Below are 20,191 nucleotides of genomic sequence, written 5' to 3'. Positions count from 1 at the left end.
GTCTAGCCTCGTTTATCGATGGTCGCTACCACAGACAAACCAGGAAGCAGTCTACCTTTCAATTCTTGCTGATCTGGAATGGTAATTTTCACCGGTACACGTTGAACGATTTTAGTAAAGTTACCTGTCGCGTTTTCTGGTGGTAGGAGCGCAAACTTGGCGCCAGTTGCAGGGGAGAAACTGTCTACCACGCCTTCAAGTGGCTGACCCGGAAAGGCATCCAGTTCGACTTCTACGGTTTGGCCTTTGTGAATGCCGCTTAATTGAGTTTCTTTGAAGTTGGCTTCAATCCACACTTGGTTGTTTGGTACCAAGCTCATAAGTGGTGCGCCAGCTTGAATCAGCAAGCCTTCACGGACGCTACGTTTACCAATCACGCCATCCGCTGGCGCGTAAACTTTGGTGTAATCAAGGTTAAGTTGTGCTTGATCTCTTTGTGCTTGAGCTTCAGTCACGGATGCGTTTGCTTGTTCGATTTCACTCGCAATCACGATTAGCTGATCATTACTTGCGACGAGGTTTGCTTTTGCTTCTTCAAGTTCTGCTTGGGTGACTTTTTGTTGTGCGACCATGCTGTCGACTTCATCTTGCGAAGCATAGTTACGCTTTAATAAGCTACGAGAACGCACTACTTGTTGGATTGCACGCTCGTATTCAGCTTGTGCGGAATCAACACGGCTCTCGGCTTGATTTATTTGGCTACGTTGTAACGTTTGTTGAGCGATAAGGTTGTGTACGCTTGATTGAACGACGCTTAAATGCGCATTCGCCTGAGCAAGTGCAGATTGGTAATCACGATCATCAATTTGAACCAACAAGTCACCTTGTTTAACCGATTGGTTATCACTCACGTAAGACTTAACAATATAACCTGACACCTTCGGGCTTATATTCGTGATGTCGCCTTGTAGGTAGGCATTGTCGGTAGATTCAAAGTATTGGCCATAGCCATACCAATATCCGGCACCAGCAAGACCTAATGACAGCATGATCGCAGTAGCAATAAGCGGAGCTTTTTTACGTTTTTTTGTGCTTACTGATTGCGAAGCGTTATTGTTCTCTGTCATTTTTTATTTCTCATTTTGTTTTTATTTAGATGTAACGAATTGTAAATGAATTCGATTGATTGATAAGATAGGAAAAAAGAGAAACACTGTTGCAAAAATCTTACTAATATAGCTTTGGGAGAAATACGATGGACTTAAATGCTGTGACTGTTTTTACACAAGTTGTTGATTGTGGGAGTTTCACGCACGCAGCTGAAGCATTGAACATGACCAAGTCGACCGTCAGCCGAAAGCTTGACGAGCTCGAGCAGCACCTAGGTGTGAGGTTGATCACTCGTTCGACACGAAGTTTAGTTTTAACGCCAGAGGGTGAGCGCTTTTATCAGTCGAGCATGCAGATGCAAGAGATCATGAACCAAGCTGAGTTAGAGGTTTCTGCCAATCAGGATTTGATCCGAGGGCAGTTGAATGTTGTGTTGCCTGTCGAATTGGGACATCAAGTATTAGCCACATACATCCACAGTTTCCTAAAAGAGCACCCAAACGTGACTTTGAACTTAGAACTGTCGAATCGAGAAGTTGACATCATTGCAGAGGGGATCGATCTTTACGCGCAAATTGGTGAGTTGGTGGATTCGAGCTTGGTTTCTCGCTACCTCACAACATCGAAGCGTGTATTGGTAACCAGCCCTGAGTATTTAGAGCAGTTCGATGAAATCTCTTCGCCCAATGATCTTGAACCGCCATTCAGAATGATTGAGGTGGTGAACAAGGCGGCACGTCTACCTAAGTGGCATTTGCAATTAGAAGGCGGAGAGTCGATTTTGATCGATCTACCGTGTCAGTTGCGGGTGAATACCATCACGGCATGCCTAACAGCGTGTGTGGATGGGCTCGGCTTGGCGGTGCTTCCTGAATTCATTTGTCGGGAACACTTCAAGACAGGTAAGCTGATTCGTTTGTTACCTGAATATGAGATGCCAGAAGTTTCAGTAAGCCTAGTGTATGCAGACAGGCAGTTGATGCCGAAACGTAAAAAGGTCTTTATCGACTATCTACTGACTGCCTTTCAAAATAGGAAGCACAAGTAACGGGCTGAACATTAGCGGTTAAATAAGTGCTTAAGCTTCCTATTATTCGTTTTTGTCTAAACCGTATTGAAGCTAACTATGATTGGGCTGCCAGTCGACGACTTGTCCATTCACTAATATAGCTTTGACCGATAGGGCAGCAATATCGATACCGTTGTGACGAAAGGCCTTGTTGGAGAAGTTGGCAATGATCTTACTCCCGTCACTGAACTCGGTTTGTTGAACTTCGCCGCTTTTGTCTAACCAGTCGAAATCGACCAACTGTTTATCCCATAACTGTTCGTGCATCGGTTCAAAGCCATCTTGATAGTGTTTGAGTGCTTTGATCCTTGGACTTGAACTTGATAAAGCTTCATCTCTGGTCAAGTGAACCATCGGTGGTGTGTTGTACAGCATGGTGGTTAAGTCACGTTCTGCTTGTACATTAGTGAACTTAAGGCTGTCTGAGTGCCAATGGTGCGTATTGATTACTTCATCATGGAAAACGGCTTGGTATAACGGAATTCGATATTGTGGCGAAAACAGTAGCGACTTGTAGGGCTCTTTAACGTCGGCGGGTTTAAAGAAGAAGTCAGGCTTGTGGTCTGGGTACCAACGACCTAAGTAATAGGGAGATCGGCGATTCTCTTTCATGTCTTTATCTGTCCAGCCAAAACCAACCGTTTCTAAGCCGTGCGCAAACGCGATGCCTTTTGTTGTAAGGCTGTTGCCGTCTTCAGAGCCTAATACTAACGATGGTTGCTCGCTTAGCCACTGCATTCGGTTGTTGAAGGCAGAAAGCATATCCGATTCGTTTGTATCGCCATTGCTGTTGCTATGACTCTTGCTATGACTCTTGCTATGACTGTCTATAGAGCCGCTGTAATCCTCACGAGCCATGGCGGTTGCATCAACATCTAAGAACAAGCTGTTGAAGTTGCCGAATTTCATAATGTCTTGAGCGCGCTGCTTTACGTAATCTAAATGGCAATTCGGATTGAGGTAGAATCCGTTACCTCGAAACCCTTTTTTTAGGCTGCCATCCGCTAGTTCAATAGCACAACTTTGACGCATTGGCTCTGGTAATTGAGCGGTTAGCCAGTTGTCGTTCAGCTTCGCAGGAATGGCTGTGTTGTAGGAATCGTAAGTACCGACCAGATATCCGGACTGTTTTGCCATAGCCACGGCGTTAGGTTGATAGAATGCTGGCATCCAATTATCGAATCCTAGCCACAGTTTGTTTAAACCTGCCTTATTTAGATTAGCGACCATGTCTGAAGACAATGCTTGCCCCCATGTCTCTGACGAGTTTATGTAAGGGGAAGCGTGCTCTAGCAACCAGTTCTTCTTATCCTGTGCTGCTTTGTATTGCGCTTTGATCGTGTTGTTTTCGAGTGTCGCAGTACCGACTGGAAATAACACCTGCAATGACTGGCTAATAGAGTCTAACAATAGTTGTTTGTGGTACTGACTGAACCAATCTTTGCCCTTGGAGAGTGATGAAAGCTCTCTTTTCGCTTCCCCAGAAAATCCGAGTTTAGACCTCTCTAGATACCATGTTTTCAATCCCCACCAGTCGCTCACATCTTGGACGCTTAATGGATCTTTACCAAACAAATAAACGTGGCTCGCGCCGATCAACTTACTCACATCTGGATTGCGCTTTTGCTTTGCTACAAGTGTTTCGGACTGGTCATTATTGATGCGCCAATCGCGGTATTGTTTGGCACCATCTAACCACGAGTCTCCAACGGTGATACGAACAATAAATGGTTGCGATTGATTGAGCATCGTAAATTGGTGTGATGCCTTCATATCAATTTTGGTCTTTGTATTTGAGGAAGCATTAGAGGATGCATCTGAAAAGAGCAGTTGATTGTTGGTTGCATTAATCATCTGATAGCTAATGAAGTGGTCGTTCTGTTGTGCTGTCCAAAAAGGCATCTTTAGGTCTTGAGTGGTGTTGCTTCCAGAATGGTTGTCGACTAGATAACTACCCCAAAGCTTGTTATTTGTAGGTACACGCATGCCTTCGCTAAAAGGAAGAAATAGTGTCTGAGTTTGTTGTTCTGCAAGATCAAACCACGCCAACTCTACGGGCTGGTTACGTTTCACCTGTATATTTGAAGGGAAGCTGAACTGAAAAGTGAGTTGATCTTGATTTAGTTCTGCCTCAATGTTTATCCCACTAGGTACTAAGATCCAAGTTGCGGTCTTTGCTGAGTTAGTTTTATCGGAAAGACCAATGACTAGATTGGTCACTTTCTGTGGTTGGCTATCAACGGTGAGAGCGCCGCTGTTAACGCTTAAGCCGTTCCAATCTATCTCTAAAGTATTCGATGAAATAGAGACTGTATTGTTGGTAGTGGTGTTAGCACTGACGCTGCTATTACTGGTTAGCGTTATTTGGCTCGCTTGTGCATTGGATGAAAACAGACAAGCTGTTGTTAAAGCTACAATGGCACAAGTAGAAAGATTGAGTGGGTGACGTACACTGAGCATGTCAAGATTCCGTAAAGGGTAAGTACGGTTATTACACCCAAGTAGCGCTAGTGCTTTGTCACCTATATGTCTCTATTTTCTGAATTACCTAGTTTCTAATCTTCTTATGAAAGCATTCCATTAGAAAGGGACCGCGACACGCTGCACATATTGGACTTCAATCGCACCTTGGTATTCAAACATTTCAACCGAAGCACTCAAGTGTCTGGCATTAGTCCCTAGTGGGCTTTCTGTGGGAACGGGTGCTTGAGCTGTCTTGATTGGCACTTTGTAGCCTAACAGGTTGTAGTTCTCATCGAACCATTGCCAACTCACATTGGCGTTAGGGCAGTTGTCGATCACCTTCGGTGGCGTGATCACGATATGTGGTTCGCTGAGTTTACTTTCGAGTGTTAACCATCGCTTGCTGTTGTCTAAAGCGACAACAATAGGATAGTGGTTTGAACCTATCCTTAGTTGATAAACACCAGATTCGGGTTTGTTAAACATTTCACTGGTCTCAATCTCTTGATACTCATTGTTAGAAGCGAGTTGTCCATCGAGAAGGATTTTACCTCTTGGGGAAACCAGAGAGATAGGTTGTGTTTGGATTTTTATGTCTTCACTGAGTTGTTCTGCAGCGACTTTGATTTGATAACCTTGCGATGACAGGCCGTAGCGTCGAATGAAGCTAACTTGAATGTGATGTTTCGTCTCAGTGTCTTGTCTTAGTGAAGTTCCGCATTGAGTTTGGCTCAGTATCTCTTGTTTAACTGGCAACCAAAGCTCACTATCAAGTGTTTGTTGATTGAGTGCGATTTGAAGCTCTTGCCACGCGACTTGAGGTTGTTCATCAAGCAGAGATTGATACGTATGCTGTAATGGCGTGTTGGTAAACCAAGCGGCGTGACACGCAAACGGCAAAGCGCAGATCAATGCGATTAACGAAGTGACTCTCATTATGATTCCCCAGCTAAGCGGTAACCAACGCCGCGATGTGTTTCGATCTTTAGGGTTGGCAGCTTCTGGCGCAAGCGCAGTATGTGATTATCCACGGTTCGGGTACTTGGAAAGGCTTGATACCCCCAAATCTTATTGAGTAACTCATCACGATGAAACACACGACTTTGGTTCTGAACAAACAAGACCAATAACTGGAACTCTTTAGGTTTTAACGTGATCGGGCTTTCATCCAAATAAGCGATTCGTTCCGACAAGTTGATTTGGATGTTGGCGTAATTTAGGTGGCTAACACCTAACGGACGAAGATGGGTAATGACTCGAGCAAGCAACTCCTCGTTCGAGAAAGGTTTAGTGACGTAATCTTTGGCACCTGCCATTAAGCCTTCTACGCGTTGCTGGACTTCCACTTTAGCCGTTAACACAATCACAGGAAGCGCTTTGAGGAGTAGCCAATTCGGCAGGTGTCGCAAGCTGTCACCGTCTTCGAGTTGTCGATCCAGTATCACTAGATCGGCGCGGAACCATTGCTTACTGGCACTCTCTGAATCCTTCGCCCAAAGGCATGGGTAACCATTGGACTCAAAGAAGCTGACGAGGCCTTGTCCAAGTAGATGGTCGTCTTCAATCAGCAGTAGGGTGTTCATAAGCTATTTCCAAAATACATCGGGTTGGGTTACGAAGAATAATGAGACGGCCATTCGCTTGTTTCATCAAGTGTTCGACAATAGTCAGGCCAATGCCCATGTTGTCTTGTCTGTGATTGATATTCGGTGTTGCTCGAGATACAAACCGTTGCAGAAAAGAAGGGAAGTGACCTTCGTCTTGCACCTCAATCCTGAGCTTATCAGCGAGTTCTACCTTGACCAAAACCTCACCTATACCATGCTGTTTAGCGTTCTTAATCAAGTTATCTAAGCAGATGGTTAGCCAGTAATACGGTAGGTTAAGTTCAGCATCACTTGAATCACATTGATACTCGATATTGTGCTTTTCACATACATGATCGAGCCACTCTTCTAAGGATGCGTTCTGCTTTAATAAAGGCTCCGACTGATCCGCACTTAGATACACTTTGCTGTTTTCAGTGAGCTGAGAGAGCCGTTGATAGTCGGATATTAAACGCCAAACCGCATTTTGAGTTTCATCAGAAAAGTCATCGTAGCGATTTCTAAACATTTCGACGGTTAAGCCTAGGCTAGTAATTGGCGTGCGCAGTTCATGAGTAAGAAGCTGTAAAACGAACTGCCTCTCTTTTCGTTGCTTTGTTCTTAGGTATAAGACTCTACCGAGTCCGGAAAGCAACGTTAACAGCAATGTAAAGATCAACGTTTTCATGACCAGATTGTCATTGCTAGGCTCGCTTAAGCACACGTTGCTGTAACGAAAAGTACAGGTTTTACCCGTCAAAGATACCTCTTGCCGCTCTACAATAGGTTGCCAAACATTTAAGGGAATGGCTTTCCAGCCTTGTTCGCCACTTAACCAAAGCACATCGTCCTGTTGCCAAGCACGGTATCCACTGAGCAGTGCTTCTCTGCCTTGTGCACTTAGGTTTTCTAGCTTGTTATATAAAGGGTGCTGAGGGTTGGTAAGACTCAAAAATGGGCGTATCTGCTCGGTCACATCTGGGTAAGCGGCTAAATAACGATCAGCAAAACTGCCACCTGCAGGGTGTCGTTTGGAGTGTGCTGCAAACCAAATGGAATCCAATGCTTGTTGCTGACACAAAGCGAGCTCAAACTCGATGGCATCATCTAATGAAGGGTTATTGCTTTCAATCGCTCGGCAGTGATCTTGTATTGACGCTAACGCTGCGATGTCGTCCCAACTGAATTGGTTGAAATCAGGATAGCGGCTACGTTCATGAAGCAGAACTTTCGGATACTGAGCCAACTCTTGTTGAGATACTAGGATTGGGGATGATTGCCAGCTCAGTTGATACAGGGTTTGCCACTTGTCTTGCAAATTTTGGGCATTGGCTAGAGTTGGGAGCCAAAAGATCAAGCCAAGGGCTAAGGTAAACCTGCGCATCCAATCATTCTCGTTAAAAGTCGTGGGGCGAGTCTAAAGAGTTTTGGACGTGATTTGTAACCTGAATGTCAACAAGTGTTCCTTTAACAACAAATTGTCGAGTGGGTCATGTTTTAAAATAATAAATTAAAAATACAGTAAGTATCATTTTGATGGATTAAACTAGGTAATTGTGTACTTATTGTTATTTCTGGGTGGGTGGAGGGGACTATACTGGGCTCATACCTAATCAGAGGAACCACCATGAAAACACTCATTAAATCAGTATTGGCACTTAGTATCTTAACAGCTGGCTCGGCTCAGGCATTCGAATTAACGAGTAATGATATTCAAGAAGGTCACCCGATGGCGAAGATGTTTGAATATTCAAGTTGGGGTTGTGACGGCGAGAACTTGTCACCGCAGTTGATGTGGAAAGATGCTCCAGCAGGAACCAAAAGCTTTGCAATCACGGCGTATGATCCAGATGCACCAACTGAAAGTGGTTTCTGGCACTGGGTCGCGTTTGATATTCCAGCAACAGTGAGCGCGCTACCTCGTGGTGTCGACATCTCTAAAGTGGGTGGCAAAGAGGGCCGCATCGATTATGGAACGGTAGGTTTCGGTGGCGCTTGTCCTCCTGAAAAAGATGGCATGCACCGTTATCAATTCACGGTTTGGGCATTGCAAACGGATAAGCTCAACCTAGACGAAAACACGCCGTCGGCTGTGGTTGGATTCACGTTGAACAGCATGGCTTTAGATAAAGCGAAACTGACTACAACTTACACACGTTAATGGCTTATACACGTTGATAATAAGTAAACAAGGGGGATGAGATGAATCATCAATATCAAGTGACGATCTTTCGTGCAGAGCAGTTACAAAAACTGCGTAATGTGAGGATTCTATCCCCTAGTATCATTCAGATCATTACAGGCAGTAAGCGCCTGTTTTGGAAAGATTCAACGGCAGAACTCTCACATTCAGAGCTGCTGTTGTGTGAGGCATCATCGTCATTGAGTTTTGAGAACATGCCCCACAAAGGACGTTTCCTTTCGCGTGTATTCAGCTTTCAATTCCAACCTTCTCAGGCGATGCTTGATTTAAGTGAGGAACGCTCGAATGATCTGGGGCTGCCTAAAGTACAAGCGGATCGTAGCTTACGAGATTCACTCAATGCTCTGTTTTCCTTTGATAGACAAAGCATGAGTAAAGAGACCCAGCAGTTTTGGTTGCAGGGCTTATATCAGCAATTAGCCGAAAAAGGGGTACTGCATCGATTGTTTGCCAGTGCCAACGTCTCGTTTAGCCAAAAGCTCAGCCATTATCTTTCTCATTCACCGGACGAGAAACATCCGTTAGAGTCGGTAGCAGAGCGCTTTGCGATGAGCCGCGCCACGCTTATCCGAAAATTGAAACTTGAAGGCATGCAATATCGAGAGGTTTTGGCTGAAGTTCGGTTGAGTCATGCGCTTTATCTGATGCAAAACGGGCAGCAGAATGTGGCGATGTTGGCTCAGTCTTGCGGTTACCAATCGGAAGGGCGTTTTAGTCAGCGCTTTAAAGGGAAGTTTGGTTTGTCGCCAAGTGAATACATCAAAACCGTCGTCAGCAATACAGTCGCGAGCAAATAGAGTCGCGAGCAATAAAGTCGCGACGCCATAACCATTCTGTTTGTCCTAAACGCTCACTTTTTTGTCTCGTGCTGCCAATGCCGCGAAAATCGTGCACGCAAATGCAACAGATGCGATCAGCAGAATGGGAACGCTCCAAGAATCGGTTTGAGCATGAAGCTTACCCACCAGCGTTGGGCCTGTTGCTGCTAAAGCATAACCAATTCCTTGAGCCATACCCGACAGCGATGCGGCTTGGCTGCTATTCGCTGTACGTAAGCCGACAAAAGAGAGCGCGATAATAAACGTAGAGCAGTTGGCTAATCCAAACAGTCCCACCCAAAAAATCGCAAACTCAGGTAAATACAACAGGCCAATCAGTCCGACAAATACACTCGATGCACACAGAGTGATAAGCCATTGTTGGTTATCGCTTTTACCTAAGAACGGCAGTAACAGCAATCCCGGAACCATAGTCGAAAATTGTAGAAATCCGTAGATGTAACCCGCATCGATTTCGCTGTAGCCAAGGTCGTTCAAGATCTGTGGAAGCCAGCCTGCCAAAGAGTAGAAGGTAAATGAGTTAAGCCCAAGGGCTAGTGTCACTTGCCATGCAACGCCACTCTTGATCATTTTCTTCATCGGAATAGGCTTTTCTTGATGCTTGTTATTGGTTGCTGAAGAAGAACGCTTTCTGATTTTAGGCAACCAGATCACCAAAGCTAATATTGGGAATATTAGGTTCATTAACAGTGCTAATTGCCAACCCGTGATCGTAAATAAGGTTAGATTTGAAAACGGCACCATCAAACTTGAGCCTAACGTCGAACCGATGCCCATCGTAAAAATGTACAAAGAAGTGACTGTCGCAATACGAGTAGGGAAGCTAATTTTCACTACAACGGGTAACAACACGTTACCAATCGCGATACCAAGTCCAATCATTACTGTGCCGATGTATAACGTCGGAATTGCTCCAAAAGAGCGCAGTGTAATACCCGAAGTGATCAAAACTAAGCCTAAGAGCAGGCTAGGTTCTAGACCAATTCGTTGAGATATCTTGGTGACTAATGGTGAAAATAAGGCAAAAGTTAACAGTGGCAAAGCTGTTAAGAAGCCAGCAGCCGACGACGTAAGGTTGAGGCCTTCCATAACCTGAGAAAGCACAGGAGCCAAGCTCGTAAAAGGCCCACGAAGGTTAAGTGCTAGGAATAGAATCCCTAACATGACGAAAATGCTATTACGAAGAGAGGCGCTCATAGGTTGTTCTACTGTTTGCTTATGAGAAGACAGGCTAGCCTACAGATCATTGAATGATTACACAAATACCGTTTAAATAGGTTTACTAATGACTGAACCAGCGTCGCGCGCGCTTTACCAAAGAAGGTAATCCATGACTGTATTGAATATCCATAAACTCATCTCAGATTTCCCATTACTTCAACAATTGATTGCATTGGAAGAAGTGGTTTGGTTTAACCCAAATGTGACGACTCTGGAGCACGGTTTGCCTTATGTGGGATTAGGCGAACAAGATATTTATGATGCGAGTTTGAGGTTACAAAGGTTTGCCCCTTATCTGGTGAAGGCATTCCCTGAAACTCATGTGACGAATGGCATCATCGAATCTGAGCTTATCGATATCCCTGCAATGAAGTTAGCATTAGAAGCTCATTATCAGCAGCCAATAAAAGGGCGCTTGATGATGAAGAAAGACAGCCATTTACCGATTTCAGGTTCAATCAAAGCGCGCGGTGGTATCTATGAAGTACTAACGCATGCCGAGAAGCTTGCGATTGAAGCGGGGTTACTGTGTGAGAGCGATGACTACAGTAAGTTGCTCGAACCTGAATTTTGTGACTTCTTCCAACAATACAGCATTGCAGTAGGCTCCACGGGTAACCTAGGAATGTCGATCGGTATTATGAGTGCCAAGCTAGGTTTTACCGTGTCTGTTCATATGTCAGCAGACGCGAGAGCTTGGAAGAAAAGTAAACTGCGAGAGCACGGTGTTAACGTGGTCGAGTATCAACAAGATTATGGCGTTGCAGTAGAACAAGGACGGAAAGAGGCAGAACAAGACCCGCGCTGCTTCTTTATAGATGATGAAAACTCGCAAACCCTGTTCCTTGGCTACTCGGTGGCAGGGCAAAGGCTCAAACAGCAATTTGAACAACAACACATTTCAGTGGATAAAGAACATCCATTGTTTGTTTACTTGCCTTGTGGTGTGGGTGGCGGCCCCGGTGGTGTTGCATTTGGCTTGAAAATGGCTTTTGGTGATCACGTGCACTGTATTTTTGCTGAGCCAACCCATTCGCCTTGTATGTTGCTCGGTGTTCATACCGGTTTGCATGATGAGATTGCGGTGCAAGATCTGGGTATCGATAACCTCACCGCCGCAGACGGTTTGGCGGTAGGTCGGGCTTCAGGTTTCGTGGGTCGCGCGATGGAGCGCTTGCTTGATGGTTATTACACATTAACCGATGAACGCATGTATCAATTGCTAGGCGAACTGAACCAAGCAGAGGGTATTCAACTTGAACCTTCAGCGTTAGCGGGTATGCCAGGTGCGGTTTATGTTGAGCGAAATAGCGAATACCTTGCTCGCCTACAGATTGATGAGTCGACGCTAGCGAATGCAACGCATCTTGTGTGGGCGACTGGCGGAGGCATGGTGCCGAAAGAAGAAATGGCTGCTTACTTAGCTAAGTCATCGGTTTAGCCCTAAAGCGTTTATAAGCTAGCTGTTTGTAAACTAGGTGTTTATAAGTATAAGCTGTTATAAATATCAGCGGTTAAAAGATAAGCCATGATAGAAGAGTGTTGTTTATCGGTTGAACGCACTCTTTTTAACTCATAAATCCAGTCATTATTCGAACAATAACTTGCGCAGATCGTTACCCGAAACACATATTTTATAAATTAGGCTTCTTAGATGTTCTAACTATCAGTTAGGTTGAGTGGCATTCAACTTGATAGGGATTTAGCAATGCAGACGGATAAAGTGATGCAGACAAGACACATAAACACACCAGAAAAATTACTCCAGCGTTTAGATGCGATTGGGGAGTCTTTGGAAGCATCGGGTAAGGCTCATGCTTTACTGGGATTGGGCTCGGTAGGTATTGAAACAGAACGACTTGATCAGTATTCAGATGTCGATTTTTTCGCGATAGTACAAACGGGGCATAAGCAGTATTTCTTAGACAGCTTGCATTGGCTATCTGATATTCACCCAATCGACTACGCGGTGAGAAACACCGTCGATGGCTATAAAGTCTTATATGCTGACGGAATCTTTTGCGAGTTTGCGGTGTTTGAATCCCAACAGTTAGCGCATATTCCATTTGCTGAAGGGCGCATTGTTTGGCAGCAACCTGAATTTGATACTCGGTGCTGTATCCCACCAGTAAAAGGGGAGGCAGATACTAACTCCGAAGAGTGGATCATTGGTGAGGCTCTAACCAATCTTTATGTCGGCATGTCTCGTTATAATCGAGGCGAAAAGCTGTCGGGCAGTCGGTTCGTTCAATCTTACGCACTTGATCGTTTGATCGATCTTGTGGATCAAACTGAACATTCTGAGCCTGAATTTGTCGATGAGTTTATGTCGGATAGAAGACTAGAAGCACGCTTTCCTAAGTTTGCTCAATTGCTACCAACCTTTACCCAAGGTTACGAGCGCACGGCTGAATCGGCACTTGCCCAACTAGTGTTTCTCAACACCCACTTCACAGTCAACCAAGCCATGTGTGACCGAATCACTGAACTGTGTTCCAGTAAAGATTAAGCCTATAAACTGTTAATCTTAAACCTATTTTCTTGGTGTGCGTAAATAACAGTTGTCGCTCGTCTGTATTGTTGATAGGTTTTAGCCATGAAATTTAATTCTGCTTCAACTTCAATTTTCTTTTGGTGGTGCTCTCAATAGAGCAGCACGGAATACTTACATTCTTTAGCTGCTGGACGGTAGCTAAGAATGTCATCAAAAATGTCGCCTCTTTTTATCTCCAGTAGCCTTTTTAACTTGGAGATACACCATGAATACCAACTCAAACAGCCATACCGACAGCAATAATATTGGCAGTAAGAACAATACCAACAAGCCTGAAATCATTCTGACTGGCGATAGAGCTACTGGGCCTTTGCACTTGGGTCATTACGTCGGTTCACTTAAACAAAGAGTCTCTTTGCAGCATATTCACGACCAAACGATATTGGTCGCTGACATGCAAGGGCTTACCGACAACGCCCATAATCCTTCGAAGGTTTCTTCCAACATTCTCAATGTAGTCGCTGACTATCTTGCGGTGGGTATCGACCCGACCAAGACCACGATTTGTCTGCAATCACAGCTGCCGGTGTTAGCTGAGCTCACCATGTTCTACAGCAATCTTGTTTCTATCGCTCGCTTAGAACGGAATCCAACAGTCAAAAGCGAAATTCAGAACAAAGAGTTTGGACGTTCAATTCCAGCAGGCTTCCTCACTTATCCAATCTCACAGGCGGCAGACATCACTGCTTTTAACGCGACTTTAGTGCCTGTTGGCGATGATCAATTGTCGATGTTAGAACAAACCAATGAGATAGTAAGGAAAGTGAATTCGCTCGCTGGCAAACCAATCTTGAATGAATGCAGACCGCTTCTCAGCAATGCATCTCGCCTCCCTAGTACCGATGGTAAAAGTAAGATGTCTAAATCGATGGGCAACGCCATTAATTTGGGTGCAACAGAGAAAGAGATCAGAGCTGCCGTTAAATCCATGTATACCGATCCAAACCATCTGCGAATTGAAGACCCAGGCAAAGTAGAAGGCAACATCGTGTTCACTTATCTTGATGCTTTTCACACAGACGCTAACTATGTCAGTCAACTAAAAGAGCATTACCAAAGAGGTGGGCTAGGCGATGGACAAACTAAGAAAGTATTGGAAGAGTGCTTACAAGAGATGCTTCGTCCTATTCGTGAAAGAAGAGCTGAGTTACTGGATGACAAAGCGCAGCTCATCGATATTTTGCGAAATGGTAGCCAAGTCTCTAGAGAAAGAACGCAAAAGGTATTGCTCGATGTTAAAGACGCCTTTGGTTTGAATATTTTGTAAGTTTGAGAACTATTTTGAACCCAAAGTCATGCTCGGACGATTTAGCGTCTTTGGGTTCTCGTTTGATGAGAAAGGAGGTGATCTAAAAGCATGCTATCTATCGAAACTATCCAGTAGTAAATTTAACTAACCATCAGATTTCATTTATTTTTCTGACTGTATGTCTCAATTAGCTACCTTTCATTAATTATGTTTTGAATTAACATCGCATATGCAACTAAGTTAATTTTATTATGTGTAATATCTATCGTTAAGATGTGCGCTCATCGAGTTGATGAATTTTTAAAACATAATTATAAAGGTGATGTATGCGTAGTACACATTTACTAATGCTATTTCCGATAGCTTTCACGTCTCAAGCTGCCAACGTTGTCGACTATTCAAAAGTTGACTTGTCTAAAGTACTTAATAATACAAAACAAGGGTTTACAGCCGTAAGTGAGCCGCTTTCTTATCAAGATATAACCCAAGTCAACATAGATACAACAACGTTGTTACGTAAGAAGCAATTCCATTATGGAGTACCTGTTTACGGACAATCTGTGGTCGTGGATCTTTCTAGGCAAGGTATTGCAACAGCCGTTGATGGCCAAGTCTTAACAGGCATCGAGTCTGATATTGGTTCAACACTACCGCTGATTAACGCTAAACAAGCCGTTGAAATTGCGAAATCAAAGCACAAAGGTATTGCAGCAGCGACCATTCGTGACCCTAATACCGAGCTTGTTATCTGGCTTGATCAACAGGAACAAGCACGCCTCATCTACAAGATTGATTTCTTACAAACCAAAGGAATGGGGCCTTCAAGACCAATTACGCTTGTTGATGCGAAATCGGGAGAGTTACTCGATCAGTGGGAAGGCATTGCTTTCATTGAAGCTGAGGGGCCTGGTGGAAACGAGAAAAGCGGTCGTTACTATTTTGGTTCAAATACGGGATTTGGAGGATTTCAAGTTAACTCGAATTGCCAAATGGACAGCCAGAATGTTGTCACTCTGAACATGAACAATCAGCAGAGTTCAGGACAAATACATCGGTTTAGTTGTAACGGTAACAATAGCGTGAACGTTAACAATTATCGCGCAGTGAATGGTGCTTATGCGCCTATGAATGACGCTCATTATTTTGGACAACGTGTATTCGACATGTACCAAGATTGGCTAAATACACGTCCGATTAAGCAAAAACTCACGATGCGTGTTCACTATGGTTCAAACTATGGGAACGCATTTTGGGATGGTCGACAAATGACATTTGGTGATGGCGACCAATCTATGTACCCGTTAGCGACATGGGATGTAATTGCCCATGAGGTGAGCCACGGTTTTACTGAACAAAACTCCGGACTTGAGTACCGTGGAATGTCAGGCGGTATGAATGAATCTTTCTCAGATGTGGCCGCTGCCGCATTAAGTGAATTTGTGCACGGTAGCTTCAATTGGAAGATGGGCGAGCATGTAATGAAAAATAGTGATGCAATGCGTTACTTCATTCAACCAAGCCAAGATGGTATATCTATTGACCACGTCAACCAATACTATAGCGGCATTGATGTACACCACAGTTCAGGGGTCTTTAATAAAGCGTTCTACCATTTGTCGACAAGTAATAACTGGGGTATTAAAAAAGCGTTCAAGGCCTACGCGACGGCTAACCAGCTTTACTGGACACCTAACTCGGATTTTCAACAAGGTGCTGACGGTGTCTGCAAAGCCGCTAAAGATCTTGGTTATGAAACCTCAGCTGTAAGTTCAGCGTTTAGTCAGGTAGGTATTGATGTTCAAAACTGTGGTGCGGGCCAGCCAAATCCAAATCCTAACCCGCCAACTCCAACTCCGGGTGTTGTAGAGCTAGAGATCAATACACCAACGCCTATACAAGGCGAAAGTGAGAATCAACAACAATTTGTGCTTAAGAACGCGCCGGCTGATGAAGTGTGGATTCAGACTTATAATGGCTACGGCGATGTCGATATGTACGTTGCAATCGGTCGACCAGCAACGATCAATGACTATGATTGTTCTTCGACCAATCAAGGTAACCGTGAATACTGTGGTTTTAATGGGATACAGGGAAGTGACGTATACGTGATGGCTGCTGGGACTCAAGGTTCGATGGATGCGTATGTTGCTGTGAGTGCTGACATAGAAACTCCTCAGCCTGAGCCAGAACCAGAACCACAAGGCTTGTGTGACAACCTTCAAGAGTGGAATCCAAACTACTACTATCCTACTGGTGCGGCTGTTCAATATTATGGCCACCGATTCACCGCATCGGCGGACAATTGGGGTGCAGATCCGTTCGATAATTATTGGTATTGGGTATTTGAAGGTGCTTGTTACTAGTTAAAACGGTTTAAAGTGACGTAATACCTATGATAAGGGAGCGCAGTCAGTGCTCCCTTTATTCGTTCAAAGTGAGAAGTGAAGATGTACGCTTATCTTGTGTTAGTAAATCTAACATTAGAGTATGTAACTTAGCGTTATTCAGCATTTAATATTCAACATTTAGTAACGACGAGACAAGGACGATTAAATTGGAAATCAGTCATTTAGATCATTTGGTATTAACCGTGAAAGATTTACAAGTTACGGTCGATTTTTACCAACGGGTACTTGGAATGAAGCCTATCGAATTTGGCGAGGGCAGGTTGGCGTTGTCATTTGGGACGCAGAAGATCAATTTACACCTCAGTGGTAGCGAGTTCGAGCCAAAGGCGAGGCGTGTGCAGGTCGGTAGTGCAGATCTCTGCTTTATTACCAATACGTCAATTGCTGAAGTTGCCGAACATATCCAAGCGCAAGGCGTCGTGATAGAGGAGGGACCAGTACAGCGAACCGGTGCGACGGGAAAAATTGTTTCCGTTTATATTCGAGATCCTGATGGCAACCTGATTGAAGTCTCGAATTATTAGTTATAGACCTACAATCGTACGCTTTTCTTTACTCTTCAAGTACATGACATTTCACTTTTACGCTGCTTGGTGCTGGATGTAGTCAATCAAATAAATTACAATCGAACGATGTTTTATTAATTCGTGCTTTATCACTATGATGAGAAACTTACTCATATTCATCGTTAGCCTATTTTTCTTAACAGCTTGTTCTTCAGCGAGTAATAATCAGCTAGACGACAATACATTGAGCAACGAAGACGCTATGTCGAAAAGCTTGGAAGGGGAGAGTAATATCGATGTTGCAATTGATACAAGTGCTGAGACCAACGTTGAATCTTCCCATGAATCGTTCGTTAATCATCAACCAATAACTGATCATGAATCAAACTCAAACCTTGATTCAAATAATGACACGATAACTCACGCCAATGCAGAGCCAGAATCTGTGGAACCCTCTCAAATAGCAGCGACGGAAACAACTGAAAGCGATGCTAACAGTAGCGGTGAAAAAGGCATCGGAAGCTATTTTATTCGTCATAACCAACCGACTAAGACCGTGATTAAATCACTAGAGGGCGTGACAGATGCATTAAACGTCATGACGTTTGGGATATTTGCCACCGGTAATGGTTAAACCGTTAACTAAGAATGCCAACCTAATAGATAGAATTAAACGTGAAGGCGAGCCCAGTGGTTCGCCTTTTTTGATCCTAAATCTAGCCAGCGTTGCGCCTAATCATCGTGTCCACTTATCTGAGCGTTTGAGTCAGACGACAGTCAACAAAGTCGGAAATTATTAGTTCTGGAAGGGACTCGCCGAATTTAATCTGTTTGACTTGTTATATGCATCAAGGGTTCTAATACTCATCCGAAAGTAAGCAATGAAATCTAATCTTACAAAGACAACTCTTATATTCATATGTGAGCATAGTAAGATGTTTGCTGTTAGGTTCGGTTTAGGTTTAGTTATCAATATTCTAGGGAGGAAATATGAACAACAAGAGTGTGTTTTTAAGCGTCGCGATGGTGATGTTGTCTGCTCAAGCAAATGCATCTGACACGAACCATGAGTCTGTCTCAGATGGTGTTATCGCAGAACAAAGAGCGAAGCTTTCTGAAAACACCCAAGGGCAAGGTTTTGGCCCGCAAGCTCCACGAGATTTGGGTTCATTGAAAGGAACAAATACCAGACTGTTTTCGGATGCCCCTGATTCAACAGCAATGAACTTATGTAATATTCACTTCCATAAGAACGCTGAGCACAAAGGCGGCGAGTTTACTCAATACGCTGGCAATGGTGATGGGAAGGGCTTCCAGAGTGGTTTTAAATACACAGGTAAGTTGAGTTCAGCTGAGCTGAAACCATTTGAGGGCAAGGTTTGTCCGAGCGATCATGGTTCTTTGCATTCGGGGGACACCATTGAAGTTCACTATGTTTATTCAACGGCGCAAGTCGAACCGGGCGAAACACTGGGCGCTTGTTTTAACGACGCGATTACCAATCCACAATTGCGTGTTGAAACTCAAGTCTATGTATTAGTTAATGACGATAAAGCTCTCGACTTTGAAGCATTAGCGAAACACTCTAAAGTCAACGGTTTAAACCAAGCACCAAATATTCCACAAAATACGGGGTCAGCGATTCAATACGCAGGCTCTACAACGGGTCCTGGTTACAATGAGCAAGGTTCACCTTTCCAAGTAACATGGAGCGTTAGACCACAAGTCGCGAAAGTAAATATCGCGACAGTGGGTAGCTGGTGTGAAGGTAATGACTTTAACGAAGATCACGCCCACGGTGTAAGAAATATAGTCGTAAACCCTGAGTTACTGTCTCCAATCGCTAACTAATCTTGTTACGTTGATTTTCGATCATCGTTTACGAAGGCGATCCTACAGGTTCGCCTTTTTTGTGTCTTAACGAAAGACACTTTGGTGATTGGTGATTGGTGACTGGTTTAAGTTGAAGTTTATGCTTGGGGTTAAGGCTGGGTTTAGGTGTGGTGGGGAAATTACGTGTCACACTTATTCAAAACATGAGTTGTGTTAAACGCGCTTAGTCAAAAACGTTCTTTACGCGAATCGAAGCTCCATGATACGTTCATGATCAATTATGTTGGGTTATAGATAAGGACAGTCTAATGTCACTAGAAGGTGCGATTACATTCTTTATTGCCATGTTTATATTTGGTATTACTCCGGGGCCTGGCGTATTTGCCATTTTAGCTCGAGGCATGGTTAATGGTTGGCGAAAGTGCATCACTCTCTCGTTAGGGATGATATGCAGTGATCTTATTTATCTTGCACTTGCCTGTTTCGGTCTAGCAACGATTGCCGAGAATTGGTCGATTGCGTTTGAGGTGATTCGCTACGTTGGTGCAGCTTATTTGATTTACTTGGGCTATAAGATGTTTAAGAGCTTACCTGAAGTGCAAGGCTCTGCGGAACTTGCTGCCAAACAGAGTCAGAAATCCGAACTCGCAAGTTTCGCGCAAGGCTTTTTGATTTCAGCTTCAAACCCTAAAGTGATTCTGTTTTATATTTCGTTCTTGCCGACTTTCATTGATCTGACAGTTCTGCGCTCACAAGATATTGTCTTGGTTTCTGGTTTAGCATCTGTTGCTCTAATGTCCGGTTTAATGCTTATCGCTGTAGGAGCGGGCAGAATGGCAGGTTTGTTAAAAACGCCACGCGCGCATAGAAGATTAAATCAAAGTGCTGGTGGAATAATGATCGCGGCTGGCTCATATTTGGCGATAAATCGATAAGCACGATTCTTCATGTAGAAAGGCGAACCGAATGGTTCGCCTTTTTTGCTTTATGGCGTTAACTACAAGCGATAAGGTTAAGTAACCCTAAGCAAACTGTTTACACCAAGCCCTAACATTTCATCAGATATCAACTCTGCGACTCGATACGTGAAATCGACTATCCATACAAATGTACTTATTAAGCGACGGCTTTACTTATTAATTAGATTTCCAAATGTAGGTTCCGAGTTGGACTTGTCTGCGTGTTAAAGATGTGTGACTAACATATGTTT

Annotated in this window: 17 protein-coding genes; 11 read left to right on the top strand and 6 right to left on the bottom strand. The window is 44.0% G+C overall.

Annotated elements, in window-relative coordinates; translation table 11 throughout:
- Positions 1-2 precede the first annotated feature (2 nt).
- Entirely contained in the window at positions 3-1,067 is a 1,065-nt protein-coding gene (locus L3V36_RS13635) for an HlyD family secretion protein (RefSeq protein WP_009844998.1), read from the bottom strand.
- A gap of 128 nt (positions 1,068-1,195) precedes the next feature.
- Between L3V36_RS13635 and L3V36_RS13630 the strand changes: the two genes are divergently transcribed.
- A complete protein-coding gene (locus tag L3V36_RS13630; protein ID WP_208774877.1) occupies positions 1,196-2,098 on the top strand; it encodes a LysR family transcriptional regulator in 903 nt (300 codons plus the stop codon).
- Positions 2,099-2,170: 72 nt separating this feature from the next.
- On the opposite strand, the gene L3V36_RS13625 is transcribed toward L3V36_RS13630, so the two are convergent.
- From L3V36_RS13625 to L3V36_RS13610, 4 genes are all read right to left on the bottom strand, one after another.
- On the bottom strand, positions 2,171-4,579 hold the full coding sequence (locus L3V36_RS13625) for a glycoside hydrolase (protein WP_208774876.1): 2,409 nt from the start codon (positions 4,577-4,579) through the stop codon (positions 2,171-2,173).
- 120 nt (positions 4,580-4,699) lie between these two features.
- Complete coding sequence (locus L3V36_RS13620; RefSeq protein WP_208774874.1) at positions 4,700-5,518, bottom strand: DUF2861 family protein; 819 nt, start codon at positions 5,516-5,518, stop codon at positions 4,700-4,702.
- Positions 5,518-6,165: a response regulator transcription factor gene (locus L3V36_RS13615; protein ID WP_017082332.1), complete on the bottom strand. Its 648-nt coding sequence runs from the start codon at positions 6,163-6,165 to the stop codon at positions 5,518-5,520. Before L3V36_RS13615 ends, L3V36_RS13620 begins: the two co-directional genes overlap by 1 nt.
- Positions 6,143-7,552, bottom strand: a complete 1,410-nt coding sequence (locus L3V36_RS13610; RefSeq protein WP_208774873.1) for a DUF3404 domain-containing protein — start codon at positions 7,550-7,552, stop codon at positions 6,143-6,145. Before L3V36_RS13610 ends, L3V36_RS13615 begins: the two co-directional genes overlap by 23 nt.
- Positions 7,553-7,795: 243 nt before the next feature.
- Here L3V36_RS13610 and L3V36_RS13605 point away from each other — a divergent pair, with 243 nt between their 5' ends.
- Positions 7,796-8,329, top strand: coding sequence for a YbhB/YbcL family Raf kinase inhibitor-like protein (locus L3V36_RS13605; RefSeq protein WP_208774871.1), 534 nt, complete (start codon positions 7,796-7,798; stop codon positions 8,327-8,329).
- 41 nt (positions 8,330-8,370) lie between these two features.
- Entirely contained in the window at positions 8,371-9,168 is a 798-nt protein-coding gene (locus tag L3V36_RS13600) for a helix-turn-helix transcriptional regulator (protein WP_208774869.1), read from the top strand.
- A 45-nt stretch (positions 9,169-9,213) separates the two neighbouring features.
- Here the strand turns inward: L3V36_RS13600 and L3V36_RS13595 are convergent, their stop codons facing one another.
- Positions 9,214-10,407, bottom strand: a complete 1,194-nt coding sequence (locus L3V36_RS13595) for an MFS transporter (RefSeq protein ID WP_208774867.1) — start codon at positions 10,405-10,407, stop codon at positions 9,214-9,216.
- Positions 10,408-10,540: 133 nt separating this feature from the next.
- On the opposite strand from L3V36_RS13595, the gene L3V36_RS13590 reads away from it, so the two are divergent.
- From L3V36_RS13590 to L3V36_RS13555, 8 genes are all read left to right on the top strand, one after another.
- Positions 10,541-11,872 (top strand): D-serine ammonia-lyase, encoded by a 1,332-nt coding sequence (locus tag L3V36_RS13590; RefSeq protein WP_208774865.1) that lies wholly within the window; start codon positions 10,541-10,543, stop codon positions 11,870-11,872.
- Between the two features lie 267 nt (positions 11,873-12,139).
- Positions 12,140-12,940 carry a hypothetical protein gene (locus L3V36_RS13585; RefSeq protein WP_208774863.1) on the top strand — a complete coding sequence of 267 codons (801 nt, stop codon included), beginning with the start codon at positions 12,140-12,142 and terminating at the stop codon, positions 12,938-12,940.
- Between the two features lie 250 nt (positions 12,941-13,190).
- Complete coding sequence (gene trpS / locus L3V36_RS13580) at positions 13,191-14,252, top strand: tryptophan--tRNA ligase (protein ID WP_102446679.1); 1,062 nt, start codon at positions 13,191-13,193, stop codon at positions 14,250-14,252.
- Positions 14,253-14,560: 308 nt separating this feature from the next.
- Positions 14,561-16,597, top strand: a complete 2,037-nt coding sequence (locus L3V36_RS13575) for a M4 family metallopeptidase (RefSeq protein ID WP_017094261.1) — start codon at positions 14,561-14,563, stop codon at positions 16,595-16,597.
- A gap of 191 nt (positions 16,598-16,788) precedes the next feature.
- Complete coding sequence (locus tag L3V36_RS13570) at positions 16,789-17,166, top strand: VOC family protein (protein ID WP_017094262.1); 378 nt, start codon at positions 16,789-16,791, stop codon at positions 17,164-17,166.
- Positions 17,167-17,302: 136 nt separating this feature from the next.
- Complete coding sequence (locus tag L3V36_RS13565) at positions 17,303-17,782, top strand: hypothetical protein (protein WP_102446678.1); 480 nt, start codon at positions 17,303-17,305, stop codon at positions 17,780-17,782.
- 356 nt (positions 17,783-18,138) lie between these two features.
- Complete coding sequence (locus L3V36_RS13560) at positions 18,139-18,999, top strand: delta-class carbonic anhydrase (RefSeq protein ID WP_102446677.1); 861 nt, start codon at positions 18,139-18,141, stop codon at positions 18,997-18,999.
- A gap of 290 nt (positions 19,000-19,289) precedes the next feature.
- Entirely contained in the window at positions 19,290-19,916 is a 627-nt protein-coding gene (locus L3V36_RS13555) for a LysE family translocator (RefSeq protein ID WP_017079152.1), read from the top strand.
- The last annotated feature ends 275 nt before the right edge of the window (positions 19,917-20,191 follow it).

Source organism: Vibrio sp. G-C-1, from assembly GCF_021728015.1.
Lineage (GTDB): Bacteria > Pseudomonadota > Gammaproteobacteria > Enterobacterales > Vibrionaceae > Vibrio > Vibrio splendidus.
This window is presented reverse-complemented; position numbering and strand designations above follow the sequence as displayed.

What these genes read in the sequence shown, in the direction of transcription:
- L3V36_RS13565 (WP_102446678.1), top strand. Translation starts at nt 17,303, where the DNA reads ATGATGAGAAACTTACTCATATTCATCGTTAGCCTATTTTTCTTAACA.
- trpS (WP_102446679.1), top strand. Translation starts at nt 13,191, where the DNA reads ATGAATACCAACTCAAACAGCCATACCGACAGCAATAATATTGGCAGT.
- L3V36_RS13625 (WP_208774876.1), bottom strand. Translation starts at nt 4,579, where the DNA reads ATGCTCAGTGTACGTCACCCACTCAATCTTTCTACTTGTGCCATTGTA.
- L3V36_RS13610 (WP_208774873.1), bottom strand. Translation starts at nt 7,552, where the DNA reads ATGCGCAGGTTTACCTTAGCCCTTGGCTTGATCTTTTGGCTCCCAACT.
- L3V36_RS13615 (WP_017082332.1), bottom strand. Translation starts at nt 6,165, where the DNA reads ATGAACACCCTACTGCTGATTGAAGACGACCATCTACTTGGACAAGGC.
- L3V36_RS13630 (WP_208774877.1), top strand. Translation starts at nt 1,196, where the DNA reads ATGGACTTAAATGCTGTGACTGTTTTTACACAAGTTGTTGATTGTGGG.
- L3V36_RS13605 (WP_208774871.1), top strand. Translation starts at nt 7,796, where the DNA reads ATGAAAACACTCATTAAATCAGTATTGGCACTTAGTATCTTAACAGCT.
- L3V36_RS13590 (WP_208774865.1), top strand. Translation starts at nt 10,541, where the DNA reads ATGACTGTATTGAATATCCATAAACTCATCTCAGATTTCCCATTACTT.
- L3V36_RS13600 (WP_208774869.1), top strand. Translation starts at nt 8,371, where the DNA reads ATGAATCATCAATATCAAGTGACGATCTTTCGTGCAGAGCAGTTACAA.
- L3V36_RS13575 (WP_017094261.1), top strand. Translation starts at nt 14,561, where the DNA reads ATGCGTAGTACACATTTACTAATGCTATTTCCGATAGCTTTCACGTCT.
- L3V36_RS13560 (WP_102446677.1), top strand. Translation starts at nt 18,139, where the DNA reads ATGAACAACAAGAGTGTGTTTTTAAGCGTCGCGATGGTGATGTTGTCT.
- L3V36_RS13555 (WP_017079152.1), top strand. Translation starts at nt 19,290, where the DNA reads ATGTCACTAGAAGGTGCGATTACATTCTTTATTGCCATGTTTATATTT.
- L3V36_RS13595 (WP_208774867.1), bottom strand. Translation starts at nt 10,407, where the DNA reads ATGAGCGCCTCTCTTCGTAATAGCATTTTCGTCATGTTAGGGATTCTA.
- L3V36_RS13620 (WP_208774874.1), bottom strand. Translation starts at nt 5,518, where the DNA reads ATGAGAGTCACTTCGTTAATCGCATTGATCTGCGCTTTGCCGTTTGCG.
- L3V36_RS13585 (WP_208774863.1), top strand. Translation starts at nt 12,140, where the DNA reads ATGCAGACGGATAAAGTGATGCAGACAAGACACATAAACACACCAGAA.
- L3V36_RS13635 (WP_009844998.1), bottom strand. Translation starts at nt 1,067, where the DNA reads ATGACAGAGAACAATAACGCTTCGCAATCAGTAAGCACAAAAAAACGT.